Origin of the sequence: Streptomyces sediminimaris, assembly GCF_047049295.1 — a bacterium.
Classification (GTDB): Bacteria; Actinomycetota; Actinomycetes; order Streptomycetales; family Streptomycetaceae; genus Streptomyces; species Streptomyces sediminimaris.
Map to the genome: position 1 here is coordinate 7,912,267 of NZ_JBJWOT010000001.1, position 25,494 is coordinate 7,937,760.

Sequence of the window (25,494 nt, forward strand, 5' to 3'; positions counted from 1 at the left end):
CGGGCGGCGGCCCCAGCGGCAACCCCAGGTCGGCAGCCCTCGCCCCGCCAGGGGTCAGGCCGCCTCTGCCTGCGCCTCGACGTCCTCGATGCCGCTGGGGCGTCCCGCGCGGTTCCAGCGGACGTACAGCCCGGCGGCGATGACGAGCGTGCCCGCCATCGACAGCAGCGGCCAGCCGCGCAGCAGGTTGACCAGGAGGGTGAAGGCCACGGCGACCGCGGCGAGACCGTTGACCCAGGCCAGCGCGGTCTTGCCCTCGCTGCGGGCGAAGCGGGTCATGGAGAGCAGGCCCACCAGGAAGCTGACGAAGACGGCGACGGCGTAGAAGAGGACCAGTTCCTGCTCCTGGCCGGCCGCGGCGACGATGATGAGGGCGGCCGCCGCCAGATAGACCACGACGGACCAGTACGGGGTGTGGTGCCGGTTGGTCCGGCCGAGCAGCGGCGGCAGAACCCCGGGCCGCTCGGGAGTGCCGGACAGGGCCTTGAGCAGGCCGGGACCGGCCTGGAAGGAGGAGCTGGCGGCGGCGAGCAGCAGCAGCGAGCTGGTCAGCTGGAAGGCGCCGTAGAGCCAGCCGGGCCCGGCGGCGGCGTGCGCGATGTCGGCGATCTGGGTCGAGTCGGCGCCGGGGATGCCGATGTGCAGGCGGACGGCGAGGGCGGTCAGGGCCAGCGTGAGGCCGCCGACGATGACCACGAGCAGCGCGAGCGTGCCGCGGCCGAAGCGGCGGCGGTGGGTGTCGTCGAGCTGGCCGAGCTGGGCGATCGCCGTCGACGGCGCTTCGACGCCGGTGGCCAGCGCCATCGCCACGGGGAAGGCGAGGACCACCGCGATCACGGCGCCATGGCCCGGGTCGGTGGTCGGCGCCGCGTGCCCGGCGGCGTGGGGCGCGGTGAAGCCGAGGACCACGACGGCGACGGAGATCACCACGAACGCCACGGTCATCACGGCGAACAGCAGCCGTCCGCCGTGCCCGAACCAGGTCAGTCCGGCCACCACGAGCAGCAGGACCAGTGCCAGCGGGATACGGACCGGGGCCAGCCCCGGGAAGAGGGCGATCACCGCGCTCGCCGCGGCGGCGATGGAGATGCCGATCGTCAGCACGAAGTCCACCACCAGCGCGCCGATGGGAAGGAAGGTCCAGCGCGGCCCGAAGGCCCGTGCGGCCGCCGCGGCCGCGCCCCCGCCCTTGGGGAAACGGCGCACGAGCTGCCAGTAGTTGGCGGTGACCACGACGACGAGCCCGATCACCAGGCTCATGGTGGGCAGCAGCAGTGCCAGGTCTCCGTGCAGAGCCCGCAGCGCCGCCTCGATCGCGTACGCGACGGAGGACACCGGGTCCGCGATCACCGCGAAGGCGAACGCGAAGAAGAGGATGGAGCGGCGCGGTGTACGTCCGCGCAGCTCGATGTCGGCCGCTGTGGGGGCGACCTGGTTGCTTGCAGGCACGCGAAGACCTTTCCGGAAATGAAGACGCTGAAAGAACTTCGCCGACCAGGCTTCCCGGCACACCGGCGACAACGGTACGTCAAGAAGGTGACAGGAGACGATCAGCAAGCCGTCAAGGAAACGTCAAAGCTGCTGGGTGAGGTGACCCGGTACGGGCGGCCGATCCGTTCTCCGGCGCCGGCGGACCGGAACCCGACGGGTGGGGAACCGGGCGCCGGCCCAAGCGCACGGGCAGGTTCAGCCGAACCGCACGGGCAGGTGCAGTGGGCCCCGGATGAGCACGCCGCCCCGCCAGGCCAGCGCCGCCGGGTGGGCGTCGAGCGCGAGGTCGGGGCAGCGTTCGAGCAGGGCGCCGATCGCGACGCGTGCCTCCAGGCGGGCCAGTGGGGCCCCCAGGCAGTAGTGGATGCCGTGGCCGAAGGCGACGTGCCCGCGGGCGGTCCTGCGGATGTCGAAGCGGTCCGGCTCGGGGAAGCGCGCCGGATCGCGGTCGGCGTCGGCGATGGCCGCCAGGACGAGCTGCCCGCCACCGGGGATGGTGGTACCGGCGATGTCGACGGGTTCGGTGGTGAACCGGTACGTCGGCGTCTCGACCGGGCCGTCGTAGCGGAGCATCTCCTCGACGGCGTTCTCCATCAGGGACGGGTCGGCCCGGAGCACGGCCAGCTGGTCCGGATGGCTCAGCAGCGCGAGCACGCCGTTCGAGATGAGGTTCACGGTGGTCTCGAATCCGGCCACCATCAGCAGCCAGACGGTGCCGGTCAGTTCGTCGGCGGTGAGGCGGTCGCCCTCCTCGTCCGAGGCGCGGATCAGCGCGCTGAGCAGGTCGTCGCCCGGACTCCGCTTCTTGTCCGCCAGCAGTTGGCCGATGAAGCGGGACGTCGTCCCCGCCGCCTCGCGCTGCTCGGCGGGGTCGGAGGAGGACAGGGCGGTGTTCGACGCCGCCGCGAAGTCCTCGCGGTCCAGCGCCGGCACTCCGATGAGTTCGCAGATCACCGACATCGGCAGCGGGAACGACAGCGCGTCCACCAGGTCGGCCCTGCCGGCCGGGGCGGCCAGCATGGCGTCCAGCAGCCGGTGGGTGATCCGGCGCACCCATGGCTCCAGGTCCTGCACCCGGCGAGGGGTGAACTCCTTGGCGACCAGCCTGCGCAGCCGGGTGTGGTGGGGCGGGTCGGACGAGAGCATGTGCCGGCCCGCGGCGACCGTGGTCATGCCCAGCGCGGGCGAGGCCCTGTCCCAGTCCTTGGACAGCCGGGGATCGGCCAGGGCCGCCCGCGCGGCCTCGTAGCCGACGACCAGCCACCCTTCGGCCCCTCCGGGCATCCGGATCCGGTGCACCGGGCCGCGGGATCGCAGCTGCGCGTAGACGGGGTACGGATCGCGGGTGAAGTCCTCGCCCAGGGCGGCGAGATCGATCGGAGTGGGCGCGGTGGGCGCGCCGTGCATGGTGTCCGCCTGAGTCATTCGCCTGCCTTTGTCCTCGTCGCCGGGTTGCCGGGCGGTGGCGTCCGCGATGCCGGTGCACCGTCCGGTGTCGGGGCGCCACGCCCATCCTGGCCTGCCGTCGACCTTGCGAACAGGGCCAGTTGACGCCACGTCGGCTCGCCGACGTGCGGGGTGCGGGGTGCCGGATCTCCCCGTGCTCCTCCGCACGGCCTTGACCATTCCGTGACCCTTCAACGTCGCACCAGCAAATTTCACATCTCGTTCAGGCTCGCTCGTCGGCTACCGGCTCTCGCCGGACCACATCAGCCTTGGTGCTCAGCTGTTTCCCTGCGCCGCCGGTTGCTCCTTTGCCGCTGCGCCGCTTTGTCATTTCGTTGGCAAAGCGCTGTGTGGTGTCCAGGTGCCCGCTGTTAACGTCGCTGGACGCCGAATCCGGTCCGTGGGGCGCGTGGGCCCACCGTGCCGGGTGGGGCGGGGATGTACCCGACCGGTGAGCGGGCTGAGTATCGCGCTGACCAACGCGTGTCCGGCCCAACGTGGGCCGCCCCACCGGGAGGGAAGCACAGTGAGGAGCAAACCAGTGCCCCGGAAGAACTCGACGCAGGCACCGCACGGTGGACGGGGAGATCATGTCCGCCGCAAGCGGTCGAAGTGGTCGCTCGCCGTGATCGGCGGGCCGGTGATCCTGGCCGTCGTCGCCGGAACGGTGTTCGCGGCGGGCGGCCGGCATCACGGTCGCGGACAGGCGAACGGGGGCGAAGCGGCCACGCCCGACCCGAACTGCACGTTGGTGGTTCCCCAGCACCCGCTCTCCGCCCGGGGACTGGCCACGCCGTACAGGCTCGTCGCCACCGACCCCGCGAAGGGGCCCTGTCACGAGGCCAATACCGATCAGGCGGCCTTCGTCGAAGCGGCCATCCTGACCAAGGACGGCAGCCTCAGCGTCTACGACCCGCTGGTGATCGACAGGGGGACGAGACCGGCCGCCCGTACCGTCCGGCCCAGAGTGCCGAGGGGTTCCACCGTCGCCATATGGTTCGGCTTCAACAGCGCCGAGCTCAGGCTGAAGTCGAGCGGCCGCTCCGACAGCCTGGCCCAGGGCAGGTGTGTCAACGGTGTGCCGGGATCGGTCTTCGGCCAGTTCGCGTACTGCAACGCACCCGCCTTCTTCCGTGCCGCCAAGACCCGGACCGCCGCGAAGCACCTGAAGATCCCCGCACTGGGAACGGCCAAGGACGGCTTGCCCTGTCCCACCACCCGTGACTTCTCCGTCGTGGACCAGGACGGAAGCGACAACGTGGTCACCCGGTATCTCGCCGACGCGCACGGCCGTATCGCCCAGGACAACGCCGCGAACAGGGCGGCCCTGCACAAGGGCGTGCGCGTGGACGCCCCCCGCTACCGTCACCACCGTCACCACGGGCGCGGCGGCAGGGCCGGGTCGCCGGCCGGCGCGCAGCCCAAGGAGCTGACCAACGGCAGCGACAACCTGCTGCTGACCCAGTTCATCGACCCGGCCCTGGGCTGCAAGCCGTTCATGGTGCCCAACCAGTCCAGCGACAACCGGGCCTCCTCGGCCCTGCCGCTGGACGAGTTGTCCGCCGCGGCGCGCCAGCGGGCCCCGATCGCGCTGGTCCCGCAGAACGACCCGATGACACTCGTCGACGGCCGCACCAGCGTCCGCAAGACCAACGCCTACCGCGCGGGTGTCGGCATGCCCCCGGTCGGTGCGGGCAGCGACGGGAACGGGGCGGCGTTCTGCACGACCCTCTTCGGTGACGCAGCCGGAATCCAGCGGGTCTTCAAGGACAAGGAGCTTTTCAGGGCCGCGCCCTCGCCGGATCCGGGGACGGCACCCGACCTCTTCGGCTTCCTGGCCGCGCGCGCGAACCAGACGTTCACCAACCTCGGCTGCGATCGCCTCCTCGGCGTCGGTGACCCCGTCATGCTCACGACGGACGGCAACGGCCTGGTCGTGGACGCGGTGCTCACCCGGCTCGGCCAGACGCCGCCCGCGTCCGGCGGGCCCACCAACGGCGCGTCCCCGTCCGCGACCCAGAGCGCCTCGACGCCCCCGGCGGCCGACCCCTCGGCCACGGCGGGCACGCAGGCACCGAGTTCCTCACCGTCGGACGCGAACGGCGGCCCGGCCGACCCGAGTTCCGCCGCGCCCACTCCGTCGACGACGACCGAGCCGCCGTCACCGTCCTCCTCGCCGTCGGCGACCGGCTACACCAACTGACCGGCGCCGCGCTGCCCTTCGCGCAGCATGCCCCGGCCGGCGACGACGGCCCACGCCGCCGTGGCCGGCAGGGGCCGGGGGAGACCGTCCGGGTGAGGTGGCGCGTTTCCGGCGGCCTCGCCGGGCGAGACGATCCGGGCGGCCGCCCGCCGGTGCCGGGAACACCGCCGGCGGTCCCGGGGCGGGCGAGCGCCGCGGGGAGACGCCTTCACGGCGCTGACTGCCCCCGCTCGCCCGCCGGCGGACCGGGCCGTCCGGCGACGGCCGGACCGCTGACCACCGGCCACCGGCCACCGGCACCGAGGAGCCGTGCGGCGCGGTATCAGGTTCCGGGCCGTGCCGGTGCGGGCAGGCCGCTCGCGGAAAGGCCGCGCAGGTCCTCGAAGGCTTGCAGGAAATGGGCGTCCAGGCTCTGCGCGGGGTCGTCGATCCAGGCTTGGGCCGCCTCGTGAAAGGCGGCCCATCCGGTCCGTGCGGCCAGGCCCGCGAGCCGGTCGGCGACACCACGTCGGCGCAGTGCCGTCGCCGCGGCGTCGGTGAGGGAGGCGGTCTTGGCCAGATCGCGCACGAGAGGCGCCGGCATCACGGGAGGCACCGATATGTGTCATTGATCTGTTCCGAGGAACTCCAGCACACATGGCTGACATCGAACTCCGCAGCGCGGCATTCGGCGATCACGACATGATCCCCCACCGTCACGCCAAGGACGGCGAGGACGTCTCTCCGCCCCTGACGTGGACCGGTGTGCCCGACGCGGCCGCCGAACTGGCCCTCCTGTGCGAGGACCCGGACGCCCCGTCGGGGACTTTCGTGCACTGGCTGGTCACGGGTATCGACCCGCGCCGCGAGGGCCTGGAGAGCGGGGCGGTGCATCCGGGCAGCCACCTGCACCGCAACGGCTACGGCGACGAAGGCTGGGGCGGCCCCCGGCCACCGGTGGGCGACGAGGCGCACCGCTACGTCTTCACTCTCTACGCCCTCCCGGCGCCCGTGTCCCTCCCGGACGGTGCCACGGCTGAGGACGCCCACCGCGTGCTGGACCGTCAGCAGATCGCCTGCGGCACGCTCGTCGGCCTCTACCGACGCTGACGCCTTCCGGCGCGACCGCGCGCCCGGCCGTTCCCGTTTCACCGGCCGCGGACCGGGATACACCCCTGTCTTCCCTCCCTGGCTCCCCGGCGGAGCCTGATCCGCGCGCCCGTCACAGCCGAGTCGGCGTGCCCGTCACACCCGGGCGGACGGCGCCGACGCCTCGACCGAAGGAGCCAGAGTGGAGTTCCTCAAAGAGCTGAAGGCGAACGCGCTCGTCGCCAGAACAGCGGTGATCGCAGCGATCGGGGGATTCCTCTTCGGCTACGACACCGGGATCATCTCCGGTGCCCTGCTCTACATCAAGAAGGACTTCCACGCCGGCTCCGCGGCCCAGGAGTTCATCGTCTCCTCCCTCCTGCTCGGTGCCGTGGGCGGCGCGCTGCTGAGCGGATACCTGGCGGACCGCATCAGCCGCCGCAACACCAAGATCATTTCAGGTACGGTCTACCTGGTCGCGGCCCTCGGCTGCGCGCTGTCCATGAACACCGGGATGCTCATCGGGTTCCGTGCCCTGCTCGGGCTGGCCGTGGGCACCGCGTCCTTCGTCAGCCCGCTGTACATCTCCGAGGTCAGCCCGCCCCGCATCCGCGGTGGTCTGACCTCCTTCAATCAGCTCGCCACCACCAGCGGCATCCTCGTGGCCTACCTGATCAACTACCTCTTCAAGGACTTCGCCGAGAACTGGCGGTGGATGCTCGGCGTGGCCGCGGTACCCGGCGCGGCCCTCGCCATCGGCATGTTCAGTGTCCCCAAGACACCCCGCTGGCTGGTGGAACAACGGCGTGACGACGACGCCCGCGACGTGCTGCGCAAACTGCGCCGGGGCTCGGCCGACGACGACGTGGACCGCGAACTGGACGCGGTCCGGCGGAGCGTGGAGTCCAGCCGCTCGGCCCGCGCTCGCGACCTGCTGACCGGCCGGGCTCGCCCGCTGCTGATCGTCGGGGTGGGACTTGCCTTCTTCCAGCAGTTCGTCGGCGTGAACACGATCATCTACTACGCTCCCACCATCCTCCAGCAGACCGGGCTCTCGGCCGACAGCGCCGTCTCGCAGGCGCTGAGCGTGGGCATCACCAACGTCGTGTTCACCGTCGTCGCGGTGCTGCTGCTGGACAAGGTCGGCCGCAGGCCGCTGCTGCTGACCGGTACCGCGCTGCTCACCGTCGCCCTGGCCGGGCTCGGCGTGTACTTCGCCGTACCGGCGCTGCGGGACTCCGCACCGTGGATGGCGCTGGTCGCCCTGGTGCTCTACATCGCGGCCTTCGCGATCGGTCTTGGGCCGGTGTTCTGGCTGATGATCAGCGAGATCTTCCCGCAGACACTGCGCGGCACGGCCATGAGCGTGTGCACGGCTGTCAACTGGGGGGCCAACTTCGCCATCTCGGCCTCGTTCCTCTCCCTGGCGGGCTGGATCTCCCGCTCCGGAGTGTTCTGGATCTACACCGCGCTGGGCGTCGTCGCCTGGATCTTCTTCAGCCGCCGCGTTCCCGAGACCCGGGGCAAGTCCCTTGAGGACATCCAGGAGGAACTGGGCGCCGACACCGAGGCGGAGCGAGAGCCGAAGGCCGCCTGACCGATCCCGTCCGGCGCGAGGTGCGACGCCGCGTGCAGGGCACCGGTCGGTCCCGCACAGAGGTTTTACTCTCCGCCTCGCTCGACGGCGGGCGTGCGGGAAACCCGGTCGAGGTGTACATCAGCGGCCCGGCGGCGCCGCCGCACGGACGGCCTGCGCGGTGCCCGGGCCATTGCCACGCCAGGGAGGCGCTCATGCTCAGGAGGACAGCACCCGCCGTCGCCGCAGGAGCCGCGGGAGTCGCGGTGGCGGCGGTGGCGTTGTGGCCGGGGACCGCTCGGGCGGACTCCGCCCCGGCCCCGCACGACGTCGTCTGGCTGACATCGACGGCCGCGGGAGACCTGTTCGAGATCGAGGGCGCGCAGACAGCCGAGACCCATGCGCACAGTACGGCGGTCAAGGCACTCGGCGCCCGGCTGGCGGCGGATCACATCAAGTCCGCGTCCGACCTGCTGAGGTTCGCCGCACTGATGGACGTCCACCTCCCGACAGAACCTGACCCGAAGGACAGTGCCGAACTCTCCCGGCTGGCCCTGCTGCACGGCACGGCGTTCGACAAGGAGTACCTGAAGACGGAGATCAGCCACCACAAGAAGGCCATCTCCGCTGCCAGGAAGGAGATCGCCGCCCACGGCAACACGGAGATCGTCGAGGAGGCACGCCGGGACCTGCCCGTCCTGCGGGCTCACCTGCGGCTGGCGGAGCAGACACAGTCCCGCATCGGGCGGTGACGGGTACGCGTCCCGGCGCGCGCGGCGCAGGGACGCGACGTGTTCAGGAGCTCAGGAGCGGCCCGGTGACCATCGGTCGGCACCGCCCCGCCGCTCTGCCGTGGCCTCGGCGAGCGTGTCGGCCGCGCTGATGACACCGAGGTGGGTGAGGGCCTGGGGAAGGTTGCCCAGCAGTTCGGCGTTGGCCGGGTCGATCTGCTCGGTGTAGAGACCGACGTCGTTGGCCAGGCCGATGAGGTCGTCCATCTGCGCCACGGCCTCGTCGGTGCGGCCGGCGTGGGTGAGGGCTTCGACGAGCCAGAAGGAACAGACGAGGAACGCGCCCTCCTGTCCCCGCTGGCCGGTGTAGCGGTACAGCAGCGGCCCCTGGGCACCGAGCCCGGCGCGGACGGCGTCGATGGTGGTGTGCAGGCGGGGGTCGTCGCCCCGGCAGAACCCGGTGCGGGCGGCGAGCAGGGTGGCGGCGTCCAGGTCGGTGCTGCCGGCGTGGAAGGTGTAGCACTGCCGGGCGGGGTCCCAGCAGTGCTCGTTGATCCAGGAGCGCAGGTCCGAGCGTTCCAGTCGCCAGCGGGGCACGCCGGCGCTGTTCAGCTGCCCGGCTTCGGCAAGCCCTACGGCCCGGTCCAGCGCCATCCAGCAGCCGATCTTGGAATTGGTGTAGTGCCGGCGGTCCGGAAGTTCCCAGAACCCGGCGTCGGGGGTCCGCCACACGTCGCAGACCCGGTCGGCCAGGGTCTCCACCAGTCGGCCGGTGGCCGGGTCCAGCCGGCCGTGGCTGAGGGTGTAGCGCCACAGTGCGTCGAGCAGGTCGCCGTAGGACCCGATCTGCAGCTGGTCGGCAGCCGCGTTGCCGACGTGGACCGGCTGCGACCGCCGGTAGCCGGGCACGCCCCGCGCCGACTCCATCCGGGCGGTCGCCGGCTCGCCTCTCAGGGTGTAGAAGGGGTGCAGTTCGGGGGCGGTCCCGGCCGCTGAGTCGAGCATCCACGCCATCCCGGCGTGCAGTTCCTCGGACAGGCCGAGCCGGGCCATGGCGTCCAGGGCGTAGGAACTGTCGCGGATCCAGGAGAACCGGTAGTCGAAGTTCCGCTTCCCGCCGATCCTCTCGGGAAGCGAGGTGGTGGCCGCTCCGGCGATCCCCCCGGTGGGCTGGAAGGTCAGCGCCTTCAGTGTCAGCGCGCTGCGCAGCACACTGTCGCGCCACGGCCCCTCGTACCGGATCCCCCGGGCCCACCGCCGCCAGGTCGCGGCCGTCTGCTCGACCCGGTCCCGGATCTGCTCCGCGGCCGGTGTGTGCAGCGGCTTTCCCTGCGTGGCGAGTACGGCGAGCAGCGCGGGCCGGCCCTGCCGGACGGTGGCCCGGCCGCAGATTCCGCGTTCGCCCGGGGAGGGCTCTCCGACGCCGTCGGCCACCACGGTGAGGTACTGGTCGCCCGCGACGAGCACGGGTCCGCCGCCGTCACCGCGCACCCAGGGCCGCCCGCCGGCGGTGAGGCGGTGGCCCGGCTGCACGGACCAGGCCATCGGAACCTCCCCGTCCTCCACGGTCACCAGCCGCGCCAGCTCCGTCCACGGCAGCAGCCCCAGCGAACCCAGGTTGAGGGCGTCGGTGACGCGGACCGTGCCGCCTTCCGTGGTGTACGTCGTCTCCAGCACCACGGTCTCCGGCAGATAGCGGCGGCTGACCCGGTACGGCACGGTGGGCGCCAGGGTGATCGATCCGCCGGTGCCCGGGTCGAGGAGGGCCGCACACAGCGGGGCGGCGTCCATGGCCGGTGCCGCGAACCAGTCGACACAGCCGTCGCCGGCCACCAGCGCGGTGCCACGCGCGTCGCCGATCAGGGCGTAGTCGCGAAGGGGCAGGAATCCGTCGGTGCGTCGGGAGAATCCATCGGTTCCATCGGTGCGGTGGGAAATCACTGCTCACCGGTACCCGCCGGAAGGCGCAGCCAGTCTCGAAGCGCGCGCCCGTCGTGAGATCGGGGTGCGGATCCACCCGGTCGGCCGGACCCGCCGGACCCGTGCTCGCCTGTCGTGCCGCGCCGTACCCGTTTCCTGGCCCACACAGCTTGGTACCCGTCAAGCCGACAGCGCACGTAGCGGCGGTTGCGACGGAGAGGAGTCGGTGGAGATGGCCGAGAAGGAACGCAGGGTGGCCGTGGTGACCGGGGGCACCGCGGGGGTCGGACGGGCCACGGTCCGGGAGTTCGCCGCGCGGGGTTATGACGTGGCGGTGCTCGCCCGCGGCAGGGAGGGCCTCGACGCGGCTGTCCGCGAGGTGGAGGAGGCCGGCGGCCGGGCTGTCGGCATCCCCACCGACGTGGCGTTCCACGACGCCGTGCAGCAGGCGGCCGAGCAGGTCGAACGCGAACTCGGCGAGATCGACGTCTGGGTCAACGTCGCGTTCGCCGGGGCGCTGTCCTTCTTCTGGGACACCTCACCGCAGGAATACCGCAGGATGACCGATGTCACCTACATGGGCCAGGTCAACGGGACCCGGGCGGCCCTGGAGCGGATGCGGCCGCGGAACCGGGGAGTGGTCGTGAACGTGGGCTCCGCCATGGCCTACCGGTCCATTCCCCTGCAGTCCGCCTACTGCGGGGCCAAGCACGCGATCAAGGGCTTCACCGAGTCCGTCATGACGGAGCTCATCCACGAGAAGAGCGACGTGAAGGTCTGCATGATCCAGCTGCCCGGCCTCAACACGCCCCAGTTCGACTGGAACCTCAACAAGATGCCCGAGCACCCGATGCCGGTGCCCCCCGTCTTCCAGCCCGAACTGGCCGCCCGCGGAATCGTGTTCCTGGCCGAGCACCCGCGGCGGAACATGTGGGTCGGCTTCTCCACGGCCGCCACCGTCCTGGCCGAGCGGTTCGCTCCCAAACTCGTCGACCTGTACCTGGGGCGCACCGGCGTCAAGAGCCAGCAGACCGGGAAGGACGCCCCGCGGTACGAGCCGAACCTCGACAAGCCCGCCGACGCCGACGCCGACCGTGGCGCACACGGCGCCTTCGACAACATGGCGCACGGATCCGACCCGGTGCTGTGGATGTCGCAGCACCGCCGCGCCATCCTGACCGGGGTCGGCGCCGCGGCCGCCGCGGCGATCGGCGGTCTGGCGATCCGCGGCTGACCGGGACACGGCGGGGCCCGGGCGCGGTGCGAGCGCCTGCCCGGGCCCCGGCGCGGACCCCTGCGACCCTCCCCCCTTCACGACCGATCGGTCCACACCTGATCGTCCACACCTGATCGTCCACACCTGATCGTCCACACCTGATCGGTCCACACCTGATCGGTCCACGTCTGATCGGTCCACGGCCTGATTGGTCACCCTCGCGCCGGGAACCCGGGCTGCTGTGTACGGACAACGGGTGGAAGCATTCCCAGAACCGCGCGGCAGACTGCTGCTGACCGGGTGGTTCACCTTCCGGCACGGAGAGGTGACCGCCGGGGACGTACTGGCCCTGGACCGGGTCCGGGACGTGCTGGGGCGTGCGGGCATCGCCCACGACGTCGCCTGGAGCCCCGGGTTCCGGCCCGGGGCCCTGCACCTGGCGGACCTGCGGCCCGAGGACTACTCCCACGTGGTCTTCGTGTGCGGTCCGGTGCACGGGCGGCAGGTGGAGGAACTGCACGAGCGGTTCCCGCACTGCGTGCGCATCGCGGTGGGAACATCGGTCGTCGACCCCGACAGCCCCGCGGTGACCGGGTTCCACCGGGTGCTGGCCCGGGACGCCGCCGGCCTCGAGCCCGGCCGGGATCTGGCGGCCAGGGCCCCCGCTCTCCAGCTGACCCCGGTGGTCGGGACCGTACTCACGCACGGTCAGCAGGAGTACGGGCGCAAGCGGCGGCACGAGCAGGTCGCCGAGCGGCTCGGAGACTGGCTGCTCGGCAAGGACTGCGCCCGCCTGGAACTCGACACGCGGCTCGACACACGGGACTGGCGCCTGTGCGCGACGCCCGCCCAGCTGGAGTCCCTGCTCAGCCGGCTCGATCTCGTCGTCACCGACCGGTTGCACGGCTTGGTCCTGGCGCTGCGCGCGGGCGTTCCCGCGCTGGCCGTCGACCCCGTGGAGGGCGGAGCGAAGGTGACCGCCCAGGCGCGCGCCTGCGAGTGGCCCGCACTGGTGCCCGCCGAGCAGCTGGACCGGAAGGAACTGGAACGCTGGTGGGACTGGTGCCTGAACGACGGACGGGCGGACGCCCGGCGGATCGCCGTGGAGTTCCGCGACGGCCTCGTCCAGGACGGCGCCGACCGTCTCGTGGAAGCGCTGTGGGCGTGTGGCGACGAGCGGGCCGACCACCCGCCGCAGCGGGGCAGGATCCGCTAGAACCACAGCCGTGTGACGGGGCTGGACCGAGGCCATTTCATCGGCCCGGGGCTGCTTCCCCGGTCGTACGGTTCGCGTGGTCCGCACCGCCGAGAGGCTGTGCCGTCGGCGCCGGGGCGGCGTCAGGCCGCCGCGGTGAACGCCGCGGCGATCGCGGTGTCGGTTCGAGCGTGAATGACCAGCCGGGTACCGCCGGTGTCCGCCTTCGCCTCCAGCAGCCGCCGTGTGGGGGCGCTGTGCGAAGCCACCGACAGCAGGACGCCGAGGCTCCTGCAGATGCGATGGACACGCAGGATCGCGCTCACCGCCGGGCCGCTCGTGGCCGGCTCGTCCAGCACGACGACGACCGGCCTCGGCCGGTGAGCACGGACCAGGCCGCCGATCTCCCTCGCGAGCAGGGCACGTCCTCCGATGCCGGGATCACGGCGCACGGTGATGACGAGGACGCCATGCTCGAGCGCATGGGAGAGCATCATGCCTTCGGTCCTTTCACGAATCCCCTTTGCCGGTTCGCCGGGGGAACGTGCCGTCGGCCAAACCGCCGGACACGTCCGGGACATCCCGGCTCGGAGACCTACTCGTCGTCGAACACGGCTTTCTGGACGTCGTCGGGTCCGCCGAATTCAGCCGCGTCGGAATGGGAGATCTTCTCGACGATCGTTCCCTCCGCGCCGTTTTCCTGCGCCAGGTTGACGAGATCGTCACGGCTGGCGGGGTAATTGGCGCCCTTGAGGGCCTTCTGCAGGTCGATGGGGCTGATGCTTGCCATGAAAGCCACCTTCTCGGGGTTCGTCAGGGAGCCGTGGACCTCCGGGAGTACCCGTCCGGCCGACGGGTGAACCGTCAGGGGCCCGATCACCCGGCGGCGTCCGACGACCCCCTGGCAGCCGGGATCCGGCACGGACACGGGGGTGCCCCTGTCTCTCGTCGGGCCGGGCGAGGAGCGCCGGCCCACCACCTGACAGGGCAGTACGGCTAGGTGGCCTGCTGGGACGCGGCCGCGTCGGGGCGCAGGTCGTCGAGGGTCAGCCGGTGTGCCGGAGGGCCGGGCAGGACGACCTCGCGGGTGAGGCGGAGGTCGGGGCCGACGTGGAGCAGCTCGCCGGGCTCCATCGCGCGCCAGTCGGGGTTGTCGTCCATGCGCTCGCTCGCGACCACGACGGCGGGATGATCGGCGAGGTGGGAGGAGTGGACGCGCATGCGGCCGTGGCTGCCGCTGTGGTCGAGATGCCGGGTGCCGTGCCGGCCGCCGGCCCGGCGCTGGAGGACGTACAGGTCGTGGGTGTCCGGGTAGCGCAGCGCCCACATCTCCTGCGGGGTGATGAGGATCAGGTTCATGGCGTAGACGGGCAGGTGTGCGGCGATCCAGCGGGCGGCCCGGCGGATGCCCGCGCTGACGTCGCCGTCAAGTCGCCGCGTCTCGCGGGTGATGAGGGCGAAGAAGCGTTCGGAGTCGGTGTCGCCCTTCACCAGCGACCGGTCCTCGCCGAGGTGGTGGTCGAGCCGGTCCAGGCCCTCGACGACCCCGTTGTGCGCGAACAGCCGGCCCTCCTGTTCGAAGGGATGGGTGTTGCGCACGTCGAGGCTGCCGGTGGAGGCGAAACGCACGTGGGCGATGAAGGTCTCCGACTCCTCCTGCCGGGCCTCCTCGGCGAAGGCGCGGTCGCGGTAGGCGGCGATGGGCGCCTTGTCGACGTGCGGGGTGCCGTCGGCGGTGAAGTGGCCGAGGCCGGTGCCGTCGGGGTCGCGATGGCTCTGCCTGCTGAGGCTGTCGGGGGCGTCGAGGAGCCAGAAGGTGGCGCGCGCACGTAGCGGGGCGTGGCTGAGGCCGAACAGGCGGCACACGGGTTCTCCTCCATGCCGGGCCGGCCGTTCGGCGGTTCGCCGAGCGGCCGGCGGGTCGCGGTCGGTGGTCAGTCACGTCCGGGGCGGCGGGGGTTCTTGGTCTCCGCGCCGTGGGCGAAGCCGCCGGCGTCCTCCGCGTCGCGGTGCGGCTCCCCCTGCTTGTCCAGCCGGGGCAGCACGCGGCGCAGGTCTTCGAGGAGCAGATCGGCCAGGTCGTGGCTGAAACCGTTGCGGACCACGACGCGCAGGACGGCGAGATCGGTCCGGTTCTTCGGGAAGGTGTAGGCGGGCACCTGCCAGCCGCGCTCGCGCAGTGCGGCGGAGACGTCGAAGACGCTGAAGTGGTCGATGCCCTCCCGTACCCGTACGGCGAAGACGGGAAGCTCGCTGCCGTCGGTGACCAGTTCGAACGGGCCGAGCCTCGCGATCTCGCGGGCCAGCCGGGTGGCGACGTCGCGGCAGGTCTGCTGCACGCGCTGATAGCCGTCGAAGCCGAGCCGCAGGAAGTTGTAGTACTGGGCGACGACCTGGGCGCCGGGCCGGGAGAAGTTGAGCGCGAAGGTCGGCATGTCGCCGCCGAGGTAGTTGACGTGGAAGACGAGGTCCTCGGGCAGGGCGTCCTTGTCCCGCCACAGCGCCCAGCCGACACCGGGCATGACCAGGCCGTACTTGTGGCCCGAGGTGTTGATCGAGGCGACCCGCGGCAGCCGGAAGTCCCATTCGAGTTCCGGGTCGAGGAAGGGGGCGATCATCGCTCCGGACGCGCCGTCGACGTGGATGGGGATGTCCAGACCGGTGCGGGACTGCAGGTCGTCCAGGGCCGCGGCGATGCCGGCCACGGGCTCGTAGCTGCCGTCGAAGGTGGAGCCGAGCACGGCCACGACACCGATGGTGTTCTCGTCGCACAGTTCGGCGGCCCGGTCGGGCGTGAGGTGGTAGCGATCGCCCTCCATGGGGACGTAGCGGGGCTCGACCTCGAAGTAGTCGGCGAACTTCTCCCAGCAGATCTGCACGTTGATGCCCATGACCATGTTGGGCCGGTCGGTGGGCTTGCCCTCGGCCCGGCGCCGGTGCTGCCAGCGGCGCTTGAGCGCCAGCCCGCCCAGCATGGCCGCCTCGCTCGAACCGGTCGTCGAGCAGCCCATCGCCTGCCGGGGGTCCTCGGCGTGCCAGAGCCGGGCGAGCATGTGCACGCACCGGGTCTCGAGTTGGGCGGTCTGCGGATACTCGTCCTTGTCGATCATGTTCTTCTCGGCGCACTCGTCCATCAGGCGCCGGACCTGCGGCTCGGCCCAGGTGGAGACGAACGTCGCCAGGTTCTGCCGGGCGTTCCCGTCGAGCATCAGCTCGTCGTGCACCACCTGGTAGGCGGTGTCCGGCTCCATCTCCCCGGACGGCAGCTCGTACCGGGGCACCCGGACGGGCTCGCGGCTGAACACCGGGTTGATCTCCAGGTCACGGCTCTCGCCGCGGGCATCGTGCTGCACCGTCATGCGTGTTCGACCTCTCTACGGGGGATGGGCACACCTTTGTCGCAACTGCCCCGTGGACCCGGTCACGAATCAGGTGGGCGACCGGCGTTGAGCCGGACGGGAGAGGCAGGCTGATCGCACCGCGGGAACGTGACGGTGCCGATCAGGGGCGACCCTCACCTTCCCCGCACTGGACGGCCGGCCGCGCCTCCACACCGGGGCCCGCGGCCCATGACCGGGTCGGCCGGACTCGCCGCCGGTGGGGACGCGGCCTTGAGGGGGGTCCGGCGGTCCGGTCAGCCGTTGTTGTCCATGGCCTCGCGGACGGTGTCCCGGGTGCGGTCGATGAGGGCGGCGAGGGGCCCGAGGGTGAGGTTCCGCGCCGCCGTCTCGGTGCCGGGGTGGGGGCGGGTGGGGGCCATGGCCTCCGCCGCTCGCAGCGCCGTGGCCATGGAGGACAGACGTGCCGGGTCGGCGTGGCGGCGGATGTGGGTGAACTCGTAGCGCTCCTCGGAACGGGCGTGGGTCATCACCTCCAGCCGCAGTGCGTCGAGTTCGGTGTGGAACGCCGGGTCGTCGGTGTCCATGCCGTCCAGGCGGGACAGCGCCTGTTTGGCCTGGTTCTCCTCGTGCAGACGCTCCTCGACGACCTTCTCACCGTGGGGTACGGAGCGGCGTGTGAAGGGGTGGACGACCTCCTCCTCCGCCGTCTCGTGCACGGCGAGCAGCCGGATCAGCCGGTGGAAGGCGGTGCTGCGGGCGTCTCCGGTGGACTTCTCGACCTCGTCGAAGAGGTTGCGGATGTCGCCGTGCTGGCGCATGAGCAGGGCGACCACGTCGGCGTCGGAGGCGGTGATGCCGGCCATGTCAGTCCCTCTCCCGGGAGGCGACGTCGGGGTGGGGGCCCTCGGTCTCGTGGCGGTACTCGCCGCCGAGCAGCTCCCGGTGCTGGGCCATGACCCGCTCGCTGGGCGGCTCCTCGCCGCCGTGGATGTGCTCCTGGAGCCTCTCGAAACGCTCGTGCGCGTCGCGGACGTATCCGGCGCCGAGCGTGGTCAGGTCGATCTGGGTGTCCAGCAGGCCGCGCAGGAACTGCTTGTTCTCCTCGAAGGTGAGGACGTTCGGCAGTTCCGGGGCGAGGATCTCCTGCGGGTCGCGGCCGTCGTTGCGGCGCATCAGGTCGCAGGCGATGCGCAGGTGCTCCAGCTCCATGTTGAGGTGCAGTTCCCAGATGTTCCTCACCTTGGGATCGGATTCCTGCTCCATGAAGGAGTGGTACAGGTAGCACTCGTTGTACTCGTGGTTGACGAGCTGTTCCCACCAGGTCTCGCCCGGGTCGACGAGCGATTCGTAGTGGGTGACGTGCTCCTCCTCGATCAGCCCGACCTCCTGGTAGAGCCGGCGGGCGATCGGTTCCATGTACTGCGGGCCGACGTTCATGTAGTAGTTCATGGTCTGCTGCTCGGCCGACATGATCGTCAGGGCGTGCAGCTTGGACAGAGGGTTCACGGTGGCACGGTCGTAGGGATCGCGCACGTTGTCGGCGGGATGCCGGTGGTGGAACTTGGTGGGCCTGCCGGGCATGACCTCGGTGAGGCCGTCGACGATCGCCTCCGCCTTGCGGTGCTCGATCATCTCGTAGAGGTTGGCGTAGCGGTAGAGGTGGTCGAAGTCCTCCAGGACGCCGAACTCGTAGGCCTGCCTCAGGTAGGGATCGGGTTCGTGCCGGGCGACCCAGCCGGTCAGGTCCACGGCGACCTGTTCGTAGGCGATGGTGGTCTCCAGGACGGAGGCGAGGCCGGGCAGCAGCCAGTTGACCGCCTTCTGCTGCTGGGCCTCGATGTAGCGGACCTCGGCCAGCTGCCGCTTGGTGTCCATGTCGGGGCAGTGGCGGGCGAACTGGTGGTTGAAGAGGATGGCCTCGACCTCGATGCCGTTCATCGTGATGATCCGGCACTTGGTGTACGGGTCACCGCGGTCGGGATCGACCGGTTCGACGTCGAGCTCGCGCCAGTTGCGCAGCTGGCGGTCGAGCGGGATGCCCTGGTGTTCGAGAGGGTTGAAACCCATACGGTCTGTCTCCTTGGGCTGAAGGCGACGAGCAGGTGACGGTCGAAGTAACCGCGCGCCCCGTCGGCAAACGGACGATCAGGAACAATCGGGGCGGAAGGCTCAGGCCGTGGCGGGTTTCCGGCCGGTCTGCGCGGTGCCGCGTACACGCTGCGGGCGCCGCGGACCGGCCGGGTCGTGCGGACGCCCGCGCGCCTGGCCGCGGAGGCCCCGCGGGAGGACGCCGCGCGTGGGGGCGGACCGCGGCCCGCTCGGGGCGGAGGCGACGTGTCGGGGCGAGGGACCCGGGTACGTGCTCGTTCGCGCTCGACGGCCCGGGCGGAGGTGGCCGCATCGCACGGCGTCGCACCCCTGTGAGGTCCTGCCCGGGCCCGGCGGTCCGGTCGCTCGCCCTCGTGATGACCCGGGCGCCACGGGTGCCACGGGTGCCGCGGGTGGCGCGCCCTGGGAACTGCGGTGGCGGGACGCGGGGACGGCACGGCGCAAGGCGGTGAGGACGTTCTGCCCCCTGTCGCCGGCCTGTGCCGCGGCCGGTCCCGTCGTCCGCACGGCGGTGGCCGACCGGCGGGCGGAGCCGCACGGGACGCGGGCCGTCGTCGCCCGCAGCGCCCCGTGCCCGTCAGGCCTGACGGGGGGTGTCCGGCCGGGGCGCCGGGCGGCGCCTGCGGGAGAGGACGGAACGCTTCGTGGCCAGGTCGGTGAGCCGGCCGAGTTCCGTGCGCACCTGGAGGATGGCCGTGGCCATCTCGTTCTCCAAGTGCCGCGCCATCACGGAGGCGAGGGGGCGCGGCCGAGCGGGTCGGCAGGCGGCGTGGGTGCGGGAGGGGGGTTCCTGTGCCTGATGCATGGCAGTTCGAGTCTCTGGTCGTCGGTCGGGGGTGTTCCCCACGAGCCGGGCCGCCGGCTCCACCTCCTGCTCCGCCCCTGCGGCCCGGCTCGGTCGGGGGTGCACCTGATGTGTCCCGCGGGGTGGCTTTCATGCCCGCCGGGTGTGCAACGTTCTCGGCGCGCCGGCGACGCGGTCCCGTTCCGGCGGTCCGTCCGCGGGCCGCCCTTTCGCAAAGGCGTTCCCCCGCGGACGCCGGGTGGCGTGTCGACCGCGCGTGCGGCACCGGCGGCACCTCGGGAAATGAGGAACGCGCGTGATCTTCACCAAAGCTTTTCCTTTCTGTCGAGCGGCCTGTGATTCACGGATACGCGTGTGGGCACTGTGGCGCGCAGCAGTCAGCCCGTGGCGTGCTGTAGTCACGCGCGACGGGCACTTGCCGGTCGGAGGAGAGGGACGCGGTGACCGACATTCGCATCGAGAGGGCCCGCCTGGATCCCGGTACACCGCTGGTGTACCGGGACGACGGTCGTGTAGTGCGCGTTGCTTTCGACCCCGGGCAGATCACCGAGGAGGCCACGCTGGCCCTCCTCTGCCTGAGGCTGCCCCGGCTCGTGGGGGACGTGCGGGTGATCAGGCACATGCTGCACCGGCGAGTGGCCGGGTCGTGTACGGCGGAGACCATCCGGTGACACATCGGACCGGAGGTGTCACCGGATGGCCGTACGGGAAGGGCGGGACGTCGACGGGGGAGCAGGCGGGTCAGAGGCGGGTGCAGAGGAGCCAGAGGCCGCCCGCGAGCGTCGCCACCAGGACCAGTTGTGCGACGAGCCAGGTCTGCAGGCGGCGGTGTGCCGCCATGTACTGGTCGGCGAGTTCCGCGTGGCGCCGGTCGATCTCGGCGAGACTGCGGTGGCAGACGGCGATCCGCTCCACCGCGTAGAGCCGCGCGACGGCGCGTCGCTGGGCAGCGTCGAGTCCGGGCAGCTGGTCGGCGAACTGCCGCGCGTCCAGGGTGGCTTCGCGTACTTCCGTGTACCACCACAGAAAGCGCTCGGCGACGGTGGCAGCAGTGACCGCCTGCTCGTTGTCACGTGCGGGCACGCGGGGCACCCCGTTTCCCGGGCGTGGGCCGCTCGCTCTCCTGGAACAGACGCGAGGAGCCGAACAGTACGTGCCCGTCGGCCGCCACCTGCGCGGCGGGTGGCGTACCACCCGCGCCGACCTGTCGCCGCATCTTCTCGAACCGCCGGCCGACCGTGCGGACGAGGCCGGCGTCGGCACCCGGACAGCCGGAATCGGCGTCCAGAAGGGTGAGCAGGTAGTCCCGGTTGCCCGCGAAGTCCAGTGGTTCCGGCAGCCGCGGTGGCAGGATGCCCCGCGGATCCCGTCGTTCCTGACGGCGCATCAGGTCGCAGGCGGCGTGCAGATGTCCGAGCTCCAGGCCGAGGCAGAACTCCCAGAGGGCCCTGAGCCGCGGCTGGGTCTCCTGCTCGGCGAAGCAGTGGTAGAGGTAGCACTCGTTGTACTCGCGCAGCACCAGCTGCTCCCGCCAGCTGCGAGCGGAGTGCGGCGCCGCGTCCTGCCGGACGAGGTGGTCCTCCGTGATGAAGCCGAGCTCCTCGTCGAACCAGCGCGGGCGCGGATTGAGGTGCTGCAGGCCGACGTGTACGTAGAAGTGGGTGATCTGCACCTCCAGCACCCGGAGGGTGAGCGTATGGAGTCCGGAGAGGGCGACTGCGGGCCTGTGACGGGAGACGGGCATGCCGTCCAGCGCCGGACGGCGGGCGGGGGCGCGGTGCCGGGGCAGTGCGGCGGCGAGGTCCTCCGCGCCGTGCCCGGTGGGTTGCCGTCGGCTCGTCTCGTAGAGGTTGGCGAGCCGGTAGAGGTGGTCGAAGTCCTCCAGGAGCGCCTGCCCGAAGGTTGATTGCAGCGCGGGATCGGGCTCCATGCGGGCCACCCAGGCCGTGAGGTCGACGGCGACCTGCTCATGGGCGATGGCCGCCTCCAGCGGCGGGCCGGATTTCGGGGTGAGCCCCCTGAGGGTCTGCTGCTGCCGGCGCTCCACGTCGTACAGCTGCGACAGGACGCGGGCGGTCTCCGGGTCCGCGCAGCGGCGCACGAGACGGTCGTCGAAAAGAGCGGCGTCCGTCTCGATGGCGCTCATCGCCATGACGCGGCAACGGGTGAACGGGTCCCGGTCGTCGGCGAGGTCCTGGCAGGCCGCGCCGGCGATATACCTGTGCGTCTGCCGGTCGAGCGGAATTCCTGGGTGTTCCAAAGGATTGAACGACATATTCCGAGACCCGTTTCTTCCGTTCGCTTTTTCCCGTGGCGAGCCCGTGGGTTGCCGGATCACGGCGGTTCAAACATTCCCGGTGCGTGCACTGCAGGGAAACCGCTGAGGCCCACTTCAATCGCTGAGGCCCAGTTCAGAGACGACTCTCAGCGCCGTGCAACGTTCCTCGCGCGCAACGGAGACGTGAAAGAAGGCAGTGTGCCGAAAAATAAAAGATTGCCGATTCCGGGCATACCGGCCTGCTCGCTGGCAACTACCTGTCCGGGCTCACCGAAGGGCCCCGCCTTCCATCGAAGGCGTGGACATCGGAACGGAAATTGAAGGAGAAAACGATGCGAACCCTTATCGGAGGTGTCGCCGCCGCACTGATGGCGCTACCGCTGGCCCTGGGAGCCGCCGGCACGGCGTCGGCGGCGACCGGAGGCACGGGTGGCGGCGGCAACGGCGGCCCCTCCTACGGCGCCGTCAAGGCGACCGCCGGGCCCGACGGCGCCCGGATCGGCGCGATCGTCACGGGCATCGGAGTCGGCGGCGGCGTCGGTGGCGGTGCCGGCGGTGGTAACGGCGGGAGCACCGGCGGCACCTGGGGGCCGTACTACCGCCTGTACCGGGCGGTGGCCGGTCCCGACGGTTCCAGCCTGAACGCGATCGACACCGGCTTCGGTGGCGGGGCCATGGCCGGAGGCGCCGGTGGCGCCTCCGGCTCCGGGACGGGCGGCGGTCACTAGACGGACGACGTCACCCCCGGAAGGAGGGGTGCGACCCGGCGATCGTGCCCCGTGGGCCCGGACGGTCTTCCCTGCGCCGTCCGGGCCTTCCGTTGTCCATGATAGTGGACAAGTGCCCGATCAGATGCCTAAAGTTGTCCATGTTCGTGGACAGGTGGAGGCCCGGCCGCGGAAGGACCTGCGGAGCCGGGCGAAGCCGAACAAGGAGAGGGTGTGGGCGTGCGGTATGCACTCGAAGCCGGGCCCGGGTGCCGGGGAAGCGATGTGGCGCTCGTGGCCAGGGCCGGCCGGGGTGACCGGGAGGCGTTCTCGTTGCTCTATGCCCGGCACAGGAGAGACGTGGAGCGTTGCGTGTGGCGGCGCGTGAGCGACCCGCAGGTCGTGGAGGACATCGTGAGTGAGACCTTCGTACGGGCGCTGGCGAGCGTCGGCCGCTTCCGCTGGGAACGTGGTGGTGTGAGGGCGTGGCTGACGACCATCGCTCGCAACCTCGTGACGGACCACTACCGAGCCGCCCGGACCCGCAGCGAGGTTCCGGTGTCCGCGGTTCCGGAGCCGCGGGGCCGCTCGTGCGTGAGCGTCGAGGACGAGGTTCTGCGGGAGTTCGACCACGCGCTGCTGCGTGAGGCTGTCGTGTGCCTCACGACGCGCCAGCAAGAAGTGATCACCATGAGGTTCTGGTACGACATGCCGGGGCGGCAGGTGGCGTGGATGACGGGGAACTCGGTGGGCGCCGTCAAGGCGCTGCAGCGCCGGGCCACCCAGGACCTGCGCCGTGCGTTCCGTGCGCACGAGGACAGGGAGGTGTCCCGGGCGTGAAGGCCAACCAGACGCCACGGCGCAGGCACGCGGCGCCCTCCGAGCCCGTCGGCCGCCCCCGTCACGTCATCCGGATGCTCCGTGCGTGGGGTCTCACCGACGGGGGCGAGCGGAAGACGTCCGGCGGCGGCGCCGCGCCGGACCCCGGGCAGGCACCCCTCGCGCGCGGGGCGTCCGGCCCGCAGGGGACCCGGCCGGCGAGTGCGGCGGCCTCGGCGCCCCGCGAGGAGGTCGGCGGACGGCCGCCTGCGGGTGCCACCGTGGCCGGCGCCGGTACCGGCGCGCCTGGTCTGCCCCGTCGGCGGGTGGCCCGCGACGCCTTCGAGCGGCACCGCGGCCCCGACCCCGGCCTGGCGCAACGGACGTTGCGCTGGAACCTCGCCTGTGCCCGGGCCCGCCGCACCGCGTCCGCCCTGGCGGCCGCCCACGGCGGGCACGCGGACGTGCTGTCGGTGACCGCCCAGGGGGACGAGGTGGTCATGATCGTCCGCTTCTCCGATCTGGAGGCCTGGTACGTGCGCAGGACGGCCCTCGCCGTCCGGCCCGACACCGTGGCGGTGCACGAAGAGGCGTGCGTCGGCCGTGGATGGGCGGACGGTACGCCGGTACGGCTGGTGGGCCGGGGCGTGCCCGGGCTGCTGGACGCGAAGGAGGAGGCGGCGCGCCTGTCGTACCGGCTGTGGGACCAGGTGTACGACCTCGCGCAGCTCCAGGAGGATCGTGACGGCCAGGTCTGGGAGTACCAGGGGCGGCAGACGCCGGACGGTGTGCCCATGATGCGTCGGCTCGCAGACGGGTGGGAACACCGGATGACGGTCCTCGTCCGCGGTGCCGGACCGCTGCGCGCCGTGCCGCGCGGCACCGTGACGTCCCTCGCTGGGGTGCGCGCCCGGGCGGGAGGGGACTCGCGCGGGGAGCGGCCGGAGGAGGGACCGCGGCCGGATGACCGTACGGCGGACCGTCCGCCGGAGGGCCGTCCGCGGCCGGATGATCATCCGCCGGAGTGCCGGCCGCAGCCGGACGGCCGACCGCCCGGGGACCGATTGCCCTCGCCGGATCGTCCACCCCCGCCGGATCGTCCGCGCCCGCTGTGCCGGCCGGTCGCCGAGGCGGCGCCGCGTCCGGTGAGTGGAACGGGAGTGTGACGCGGGTCGATCCCGCCGCGCCCGTCGTCTCCCCCTGTCCATCCCTCCTCGGCGCACACGTCTGCTCCGCCCCCGGGTCCGCGGTGACCCGGGGGCGGAGGCATGTGCGTGTCCGGTCGGCCGGGCCGCAACGTCCCGCCGCCGTACAGGGCACGCGGAAACGTGCCAAAAGGTGGCGCCGCTCCTCGTTGTGGTGAACGGCGCATATCCGTCCCTTGATCGGCAAACAAGGAGGCGTGTCCGGAGGGGCGCGCAGGTGATGCCGGGCGGGAACGGGACTCGGCCCTCCCGCTCCCCGCGCCGTACCGCGTCCGAGCGGAACCGCACGGGACGCTTGTCCATGAATGTGGACATCGGGCGTGTCTCCCGGCTACCTTTGTCCATCATCGTGGACACACTCCTCTCTTCCGCGATTGAAGCAAATGAAAGGTCCAGGCTCGTGGTGACGAACGATCAGAGCGGCGGCATGCCGGAGCAGATGCTCGATGTGCGCAAAGGGCCGAGCGGTGGCGTACGGCGTGTGCACCTGCTCGGCGGGCTGCCCCAAGGCCGGCTCGGTGGTCTGGAGGACCTCGCCCTCCGGCGCGACCCCGATGACGCGACGCGGGAGCAGGCGACCGCGCCGGCGTCCGGGCAGGCACCGGAGCCGTGCGCCGACCAGCCCGCGGCCGTGTTCGTGGCCGACGGCGACGACGGTATCGGCGGCGCACAGCGACACCGCGCGGTGCCCGGCCTGGCGGACGTCGCCGTCAACTGGGACCGGGCCTGCGACCGGGCCGACCGGGCGGTCACGGCCCTGACCGTCGCGTACGGCCGGCATCCCTGCGTGCTCGCGCTGGTGGCCGACGGGGATCTCGTCGTCCTCGTCCTACGGGTGGTCGACGTACGGGCCTGGTACGCGTGGCGCACCGCCTTGCGCGTGCCGCCGGAGGCCGTCGCCTTCTGCGGCGACTCGTGCGTCGGGACGGGCACCTACGAGGGTGTCCCGGTGCGTCTGATGGGCCTGTCCGTGCCCACCCTGCTCGAGTCCGAGATGGAGTCCGCGGCGGAGCCGTACCGGCTGTGGGACCAGGTGTACGACCTGGCTCTGCCGTACCTGGACATCCGGGGCAACGAGTGGCGCCACCAGGGCGTGTGGGCGCCCGACGGCATTCCCCTGCTCACCGTCACCGGGCGCACCGAGCGCTGCCGCCTGAGCAACATCGTCGTGCAGATGGGACCGCTGATCCCCGTGCGGCCCATGCCGTCCGCCGTGCCCGTGCCGTCCGGGAACGGAGCCACGTGAGGGGGCAACCGAGCGCACCGCACCCGCCGACCATCCGAGAACACGCACACGTATCACCGACGATGAGTACAGATACCGCGGGGCCCCCGTCAGTCCCCGCCTCCGCCACCTCTGCCTCCTCCGCCTCCTGGGCCCGCG

At 71.8% G+C, this 25,494-nt stretch carries 24 protein-coding genes; 11 read left to right on the forward strand and 13 right to left on the reverse strand.

Annotated features, from left to right (window positions below; translation table 11 throughout):
• Window positions 1–54: 54 nt before the first annotated feature.
• Together ACJ9NR_RS36245 and ACJ9NR_RS36250 are read right to left on the reverse strand one after the other, a co-directional pair.
• Window positions 55–1,449, reverse strand: a complete 1,395-nt coding sequence (locus tag ACJ9NR_RS36245) for an APC family permease (RefSeq protein ID WP_412492533.1) — start codon at window positions 1,447–1,449, stop codon at window positions 55–57.
• Between the two features lie 237 nt (window positions 1,450–1,686).
• Window positions 1,687–2,916, reverse strand: coding sequence for a cytochrome P450 family protein (locus tag ACJ9NR_RS36250; RefSeq protein ID WP_412492534.1), 1,230 nt, complete (start codon window positions 2,914–2,916; stop codon window positions 1,687–1,689).
• A gap of 562 nt (window positions 2,917–3,478) precedes the next feature.
• Here ACJ9NR_RS36250 and ACJ9NR_RS36255 point away from each other — a divergent pair.
• Window positions 3,479–5,140 (forward strand): hypothetical protein, encoded by a 1,662-nt coding sequence (locus ACJ9NR_RS36255; protein ID WP_412492535.1) that lies wholly within the window; start codon window positions 3,479–3,481, stop codon window positions 5,138–5,140.
• Window positions 5,141–5,462: 322 nt separating this feature from the next.
• On the opposite strand, the gene ACJ9NR_RS36260 is transcribed toward ACJ9NR_RS36255, so the two are convergent.
• Window positions 5,463–5,723, reverse strand: a complete 261-nt coding sequence (locus ACJ9NR_RS36260) for a hypothetical protein (RefSeq protein ID WP_412492536.1) — start codon at window positions 5,721–5,723, stop codon at window positions 5,463–5,465.
• Between the two features lie 53 nt (window positions 5,724–5,776).
• Here ACJ9NR_RS36260 and ACJ9NR_RS36265 point away from each other — a divergent pair, with 53 nt between their 5' ends.
• From ACJ9NR_RS36265 to ACJ9NR_RS36275, 3 genes are all read left to right on the forward strand, one after another.
• Window positions 5,777–6,229, forward strand: a complete 453-nt coding sequence (locus ACJ9NR_RS36265; protein WP_412492537.1) for a YbhB/YbcL family Raf kinase inhibitor-like protein — start codon at window positions 5,777–5,779, stop codon at window positions 6,227–6,229.
• 181 nt (window positions 6,230–6,410) lie between these two features.
• On the forward strand, window positions 6,411–7,805 hold the full coding sequence (locus ACJ9NR_RS36270; protein ID WP_412492538.1) for a sugar porter family MFS transporter: 1,395 nt from the start codon (window positions 6,411–6,413) through the stop codon (window positions 7,803–7,805).
• Between the two features lie 194 nt (window positions 7,806–7,999).
• Entirely contained in the window at window positions 8,000–8,536 is a 537-nt protein-coding gene (locus tag ACJ9NR_RS36275; protein ID WP_412492539.1) for a DUF4142 domain-containing protein, read from the forward strand.
• 51 nt (window positions 8,537–8,587) lie between these two features.
• Here the strand turns inward: ACJ9NR_RS36275 and ACJ9NR_RS36280 are convergent, their stop codons facing one another.
• Complete coding sequence (locus ACJ9NR_RS36280; protein ID WP_412492540.1) at window positions 8,588–10,456, reverse strand: glycoside hydrolase family 15 protein; 1,869 nt, start codon at window positions 10,454–10,456, stop codon at window positions 8,588–8,590.
• Between the two features lie 211 nt (window positions 10,457–10,667).
• Between ACJ9NR_RS36280 and ACJ9NR_RS36285 the strand changes: the two genes are divergently transcribed.
• Both ACJ9NR_RS36285 and ACJ9NR_RS36290 read left to right on the forward strand, forming a co-directional pair.
• Entirely contained in the window at window positions 10,668–11,669 is a 1,002-nt protein-coding gene (locus ACJ9NR_RS36285) for an SDR family oxidoreductase (RefSeq protein ID WP_412492541.1), read from the forward strand.
• A 238-nt stretch (window positions 11,670–11,907) separates the two neighbouring features.
• Window positions 11,908–12,867, forward strand: a complete 960-nt coding sequence (locus ACJ9NR_RS36290; protein ID WP_412492542.1) for a polysaccharide pyruvyl transferase family protein — start codon at window positions 11,908–11,910, stop codon at window positions 12,865–12,867.
• 122 nt (window positions 12,868–12,989) lie between these two features.
• Here the strand turns inward: ACJ9NR_RS36290 and ACJ9NR_RS36295 are convergent, their stop codons facing one another.
• The 7 genes from ACJ9NR_RS36295 to ACJ9NR_RS36325 form a co-directional block, all read right to left on the reverse strand.
• Complete coding sequence (locus ACJ9NR_RS36295) at window positions 12,990–13,340, reverse strand: hypothetical protein (RefSeq protein ID WP_412492962.1); 351 nt, start codon at window positions 13,338–13,340, stop codon at window positions 12,990–12,992.
• A gap of 101 nt (window positions 13,341–13,441) precedes the next feature.
• Complete coding sequence (locus tag ACJ9NR_RS36300) at window positions 13,442–13,636, reverse strand: DUF2795 domain-containing protein (RefSeq protein ID WP_412492543.1); 195 nt, start codon at window positions 13,634–13,636, stop codon at window positions 13,442–13,444.
• Window positions 13,637–13,842: 206 nt separating this feature from the next.
• Entirely contained in the window at window positions 13,843–14,712 is an 870-nt protein-coding gene (locus ACJ9NR_RS36305; RefSeq protein ID WP_412492544.1) for a class II glutamine amidotransferase, read from the reverse strand.
• 68 nt (window positions 14,713–14,780) lie between these two features.
• The gene (gene gad / locus ACJ9NR_RS36310) at window positions 14,781–16,205 is read right to left on the reverse strand and encodes a glutamate decarboxylase (RefSeq protein ID WP_412492545.1); all 1,425 of its coding nucleotides are present in this window, start codon (window positions 16,203–16,205) and stop codon (window positions 14,781–14,783) included.
• Between the two features lie 275 nt (window positions 16,206–16,480).
• A complete protein-coding gene (locus ACJ9NR_RS36315; protein WP_412492546.1) occupies window positions 16,481–17,050 on the reverse strand; it encodes a hemerythrin domain-containing protein in 570 nt (189 codons plus the stop codon).
• Window position 17,051: 1 nt separating this feature from the next.
• Window positions 17,052–18,254 (reverse strand): hypothetical protein, encoded by a 1,203-nt coding sequence (locus ACJ9NR_RS36320; protein WP_412492547.1) that lies wholly within the window; start codon window positions 18,252–18,254, stop codon window positions 17,052–17,054.
• A 619-nt stretch (window positions 18,255–18,873) separates the two neighbouring features.
• Window positions 18,874–18,999 (reverse strand): hypothetical protein, encoded by a 126-nt coding sequence (locus ACJ9NR_RS36325; RefSeq protein ID WP_412492548.1) that lies wholly within the window; start codon window positions 18,997–18,999, stop codon window positions 18,874–18,876.
• 542 nt (window positions 19,000–19,541) lie between these two features.
• Between ACJ9NR_RS36325 and ACJ9NR_RS36330 the strand changes: the two genes are divergently transcribed.
• Window positions 19,542–19,772 carry a hypothetical protein gene (locus ACJ9NR_RS36330; RefSeq protein WP_412492549.1) on the forward strand — a complete coding sequence of 77 codons (231 nt, stop codon included), beginning with the start codon at window positions 19,542–19,544 and terminating at the stop codon, window positions 19,770–19,772.
• Between the two features lie 70 nt (window positions 19,773–19,842).
• Here the strand turns inward: ACJ9NR_RS36330 and ACJ9NR_RS36335 are convergent, their stop codons facing one another.
• Both ACJ9NR_RS36335 and ACJ9NR_RS36340 read right to left on the reverse strand, forming a co-directional pair.
• The gene (locus tag ACJ9NR_RS36335; RefSeq protein WP_412492550.1) at window positions 19,843–20,184 is read right to left on the reverse strand and encodes a hypothetical protein; all 342 of its coding nucleotides are present in this window, start codon (window positions 20,182–20,184) and stop codon (window positions 19,843–19,845) included.
• Complete coding sequence (locus tag ACJ9NR_RS36340) at window positions 20,171–21,361, reverse strand: hypothetical protein (RefSeq protein WP_412492551.1); 1,191 nt, start codon at window positions 21,359–21,361, stop codon at window positions 20,171–20,173. Before ACJ9NR_RS36340 ends, ACJ9NR_RS36335 begins: the two co-directional genes overlap by 14 nt.
• A gap of 350 nt (window positions 21,362–21,711) precedes the next feature.
• Between ACJ9NR_RS36340 and ACJ9NR_RS36345 the strand changes: the two genes are divergently transcribed.
• The 4 genes from ACJ9NR_RS36345 to ACJ9NR_RS36360 all read left to right on the forward strand — a co-directional run bounded on the left by ACJ9NR_RS36345 (window position 21,712) and on the right by ACJ9NR_RS36360 (window position 25,356).
• A complete protein-coding gene (locus ACJ9NR_RS36345; RefSeq protein ID WP_412492552.1) occupies window positions 21,712–22,107 on the forward strand; it encodes a hypothetical protein in 396 nt (131 codons plus the stop codon).
• Between the two features lie 273 nt (window positions 22,108–22,380).
• Window positions 22,381–22,926, forward strand: coding sequence for an RNA polymerase sigma factor (locus tag ACJ9NR_RS36350; protein WP_412492963.1), 546 nt, complete (start codon window positions 22,381–22,383; stop codon window positions 22,924–22,926).
• Complete coding sequence (locus ACJ9NR_RS36355; protein ID WP_412492553.1) at window positions 22,923–24,071, forward strand: BN159_2729 family protein; 1,149 nt, start codon at window positions 22,923–22,925, stop codon at window positions 24,069–24,071. The genes ACJ9NR_RS36350 and ACJ9NR_RS36355 overlap by 4 nt, the downstream gene beginning before the upstream one ends.
• A gap of 439 nt (window positions 24,072–24,510) precedes the next feature.
• Window positions 24,511–25,356: a BN159_2729 family protein gene (locus tag ACJ9NR_RS36360; protein ID WP_412492554.1), complete on the forward strand. Its 846-nt coding sequence runs from the start codon at window positions 24,511–24,513 to the stop codon at window positions 25,354–25,356.
• The last annotated feature ends 138 nt before the right edge of the window (window positions 25,357–25,494 follow it).

Coding starts and splice junctions, on each gene's coding strand:
- gad (WP_412492545.1), bottom strand. CDS start 16,205: ATGACGGTGCAGCACGATGCCCGCGGCGAGAGCCGTGACCTGGAGATC.
- ACJ9NR_RS36260 (WP_412492536.1), bottom strand. CDS start 5,723: ATGCCGGCGCCTCTCGTGCGCGATCTGGCCAAGACCGCCTCCCTCACC.
- ACJ9NR_RS36275 (WP_412492539.1), top strand. CDS start 8,000: ATGCTCAGGAGGACAGCACCCGCCGTCGCCGCAGGAGCCGCGGGAGTC.
- ACJ9NR_RS36295 (WP_412492962.1), bottom strand. CDS start 13,340: ATGCTCTCCCATGCGCTCGAGCATGGCGTCCTCGTCATCACCGTGCGC.
- ACJ9NR_RS36265 (WP_412492537.1), top strand. CDS start 5,777: ATGGCTGACATCGAACTCCGCAGCGCGGCATTCGGCGATCACGACATG.
- ACJ9NR_RS36325 (WP_412492548.1), bottom strand. CDS start 18,999: ATGGCCACGGCCATCCTCCAGGTGCGCACGGAACTCGGCCGGCTCACC.
- ACJ9NR_RS36285 (WP_412492541.1), top strand. CDS start 10,668: ATGGCCGAGAAGGAACGCAGGGTGGCCGTGGTGACCGGGGGCACCGCG.
- ACJ9NR_RS36250 (WP_412492534.1), bottom strand. CDS start 2,916: ATGACTCAGGCGGACACCATGCACGGCGCGCCCACCGCGCCCACTCCG.
- ACJ9NR_RS36320 (WP_412492547.1), bottom strand. CDS start 18,254: ATGGGTTTCAACCCTCTCGAACACCAGGGCATCCCGCTCGACCGCCAG.
- ACJ9NR_RS36345 (WP_412492552.1), top strand. CDS start 21,712: ATGCGAACCCTTATCGGAGGTGTCGCCGCCGCACTGATGGCGCTACCG.
- ACJ9NR_RS36315 (WP_412492546.1), bottom strand. CDS start 17,050: ATGGCCGGCATCACCGCCTCCGACGCCGACGTGGTCGCCCTGCTCATG.
- ACJ9NR_RS36300 (WP_412492543.1), bottom strand. CDS start 13,636: ATGGCAAGCATCAGCCCCATCGACCTGCAGAAGGCCCTCAAGGGCGCC.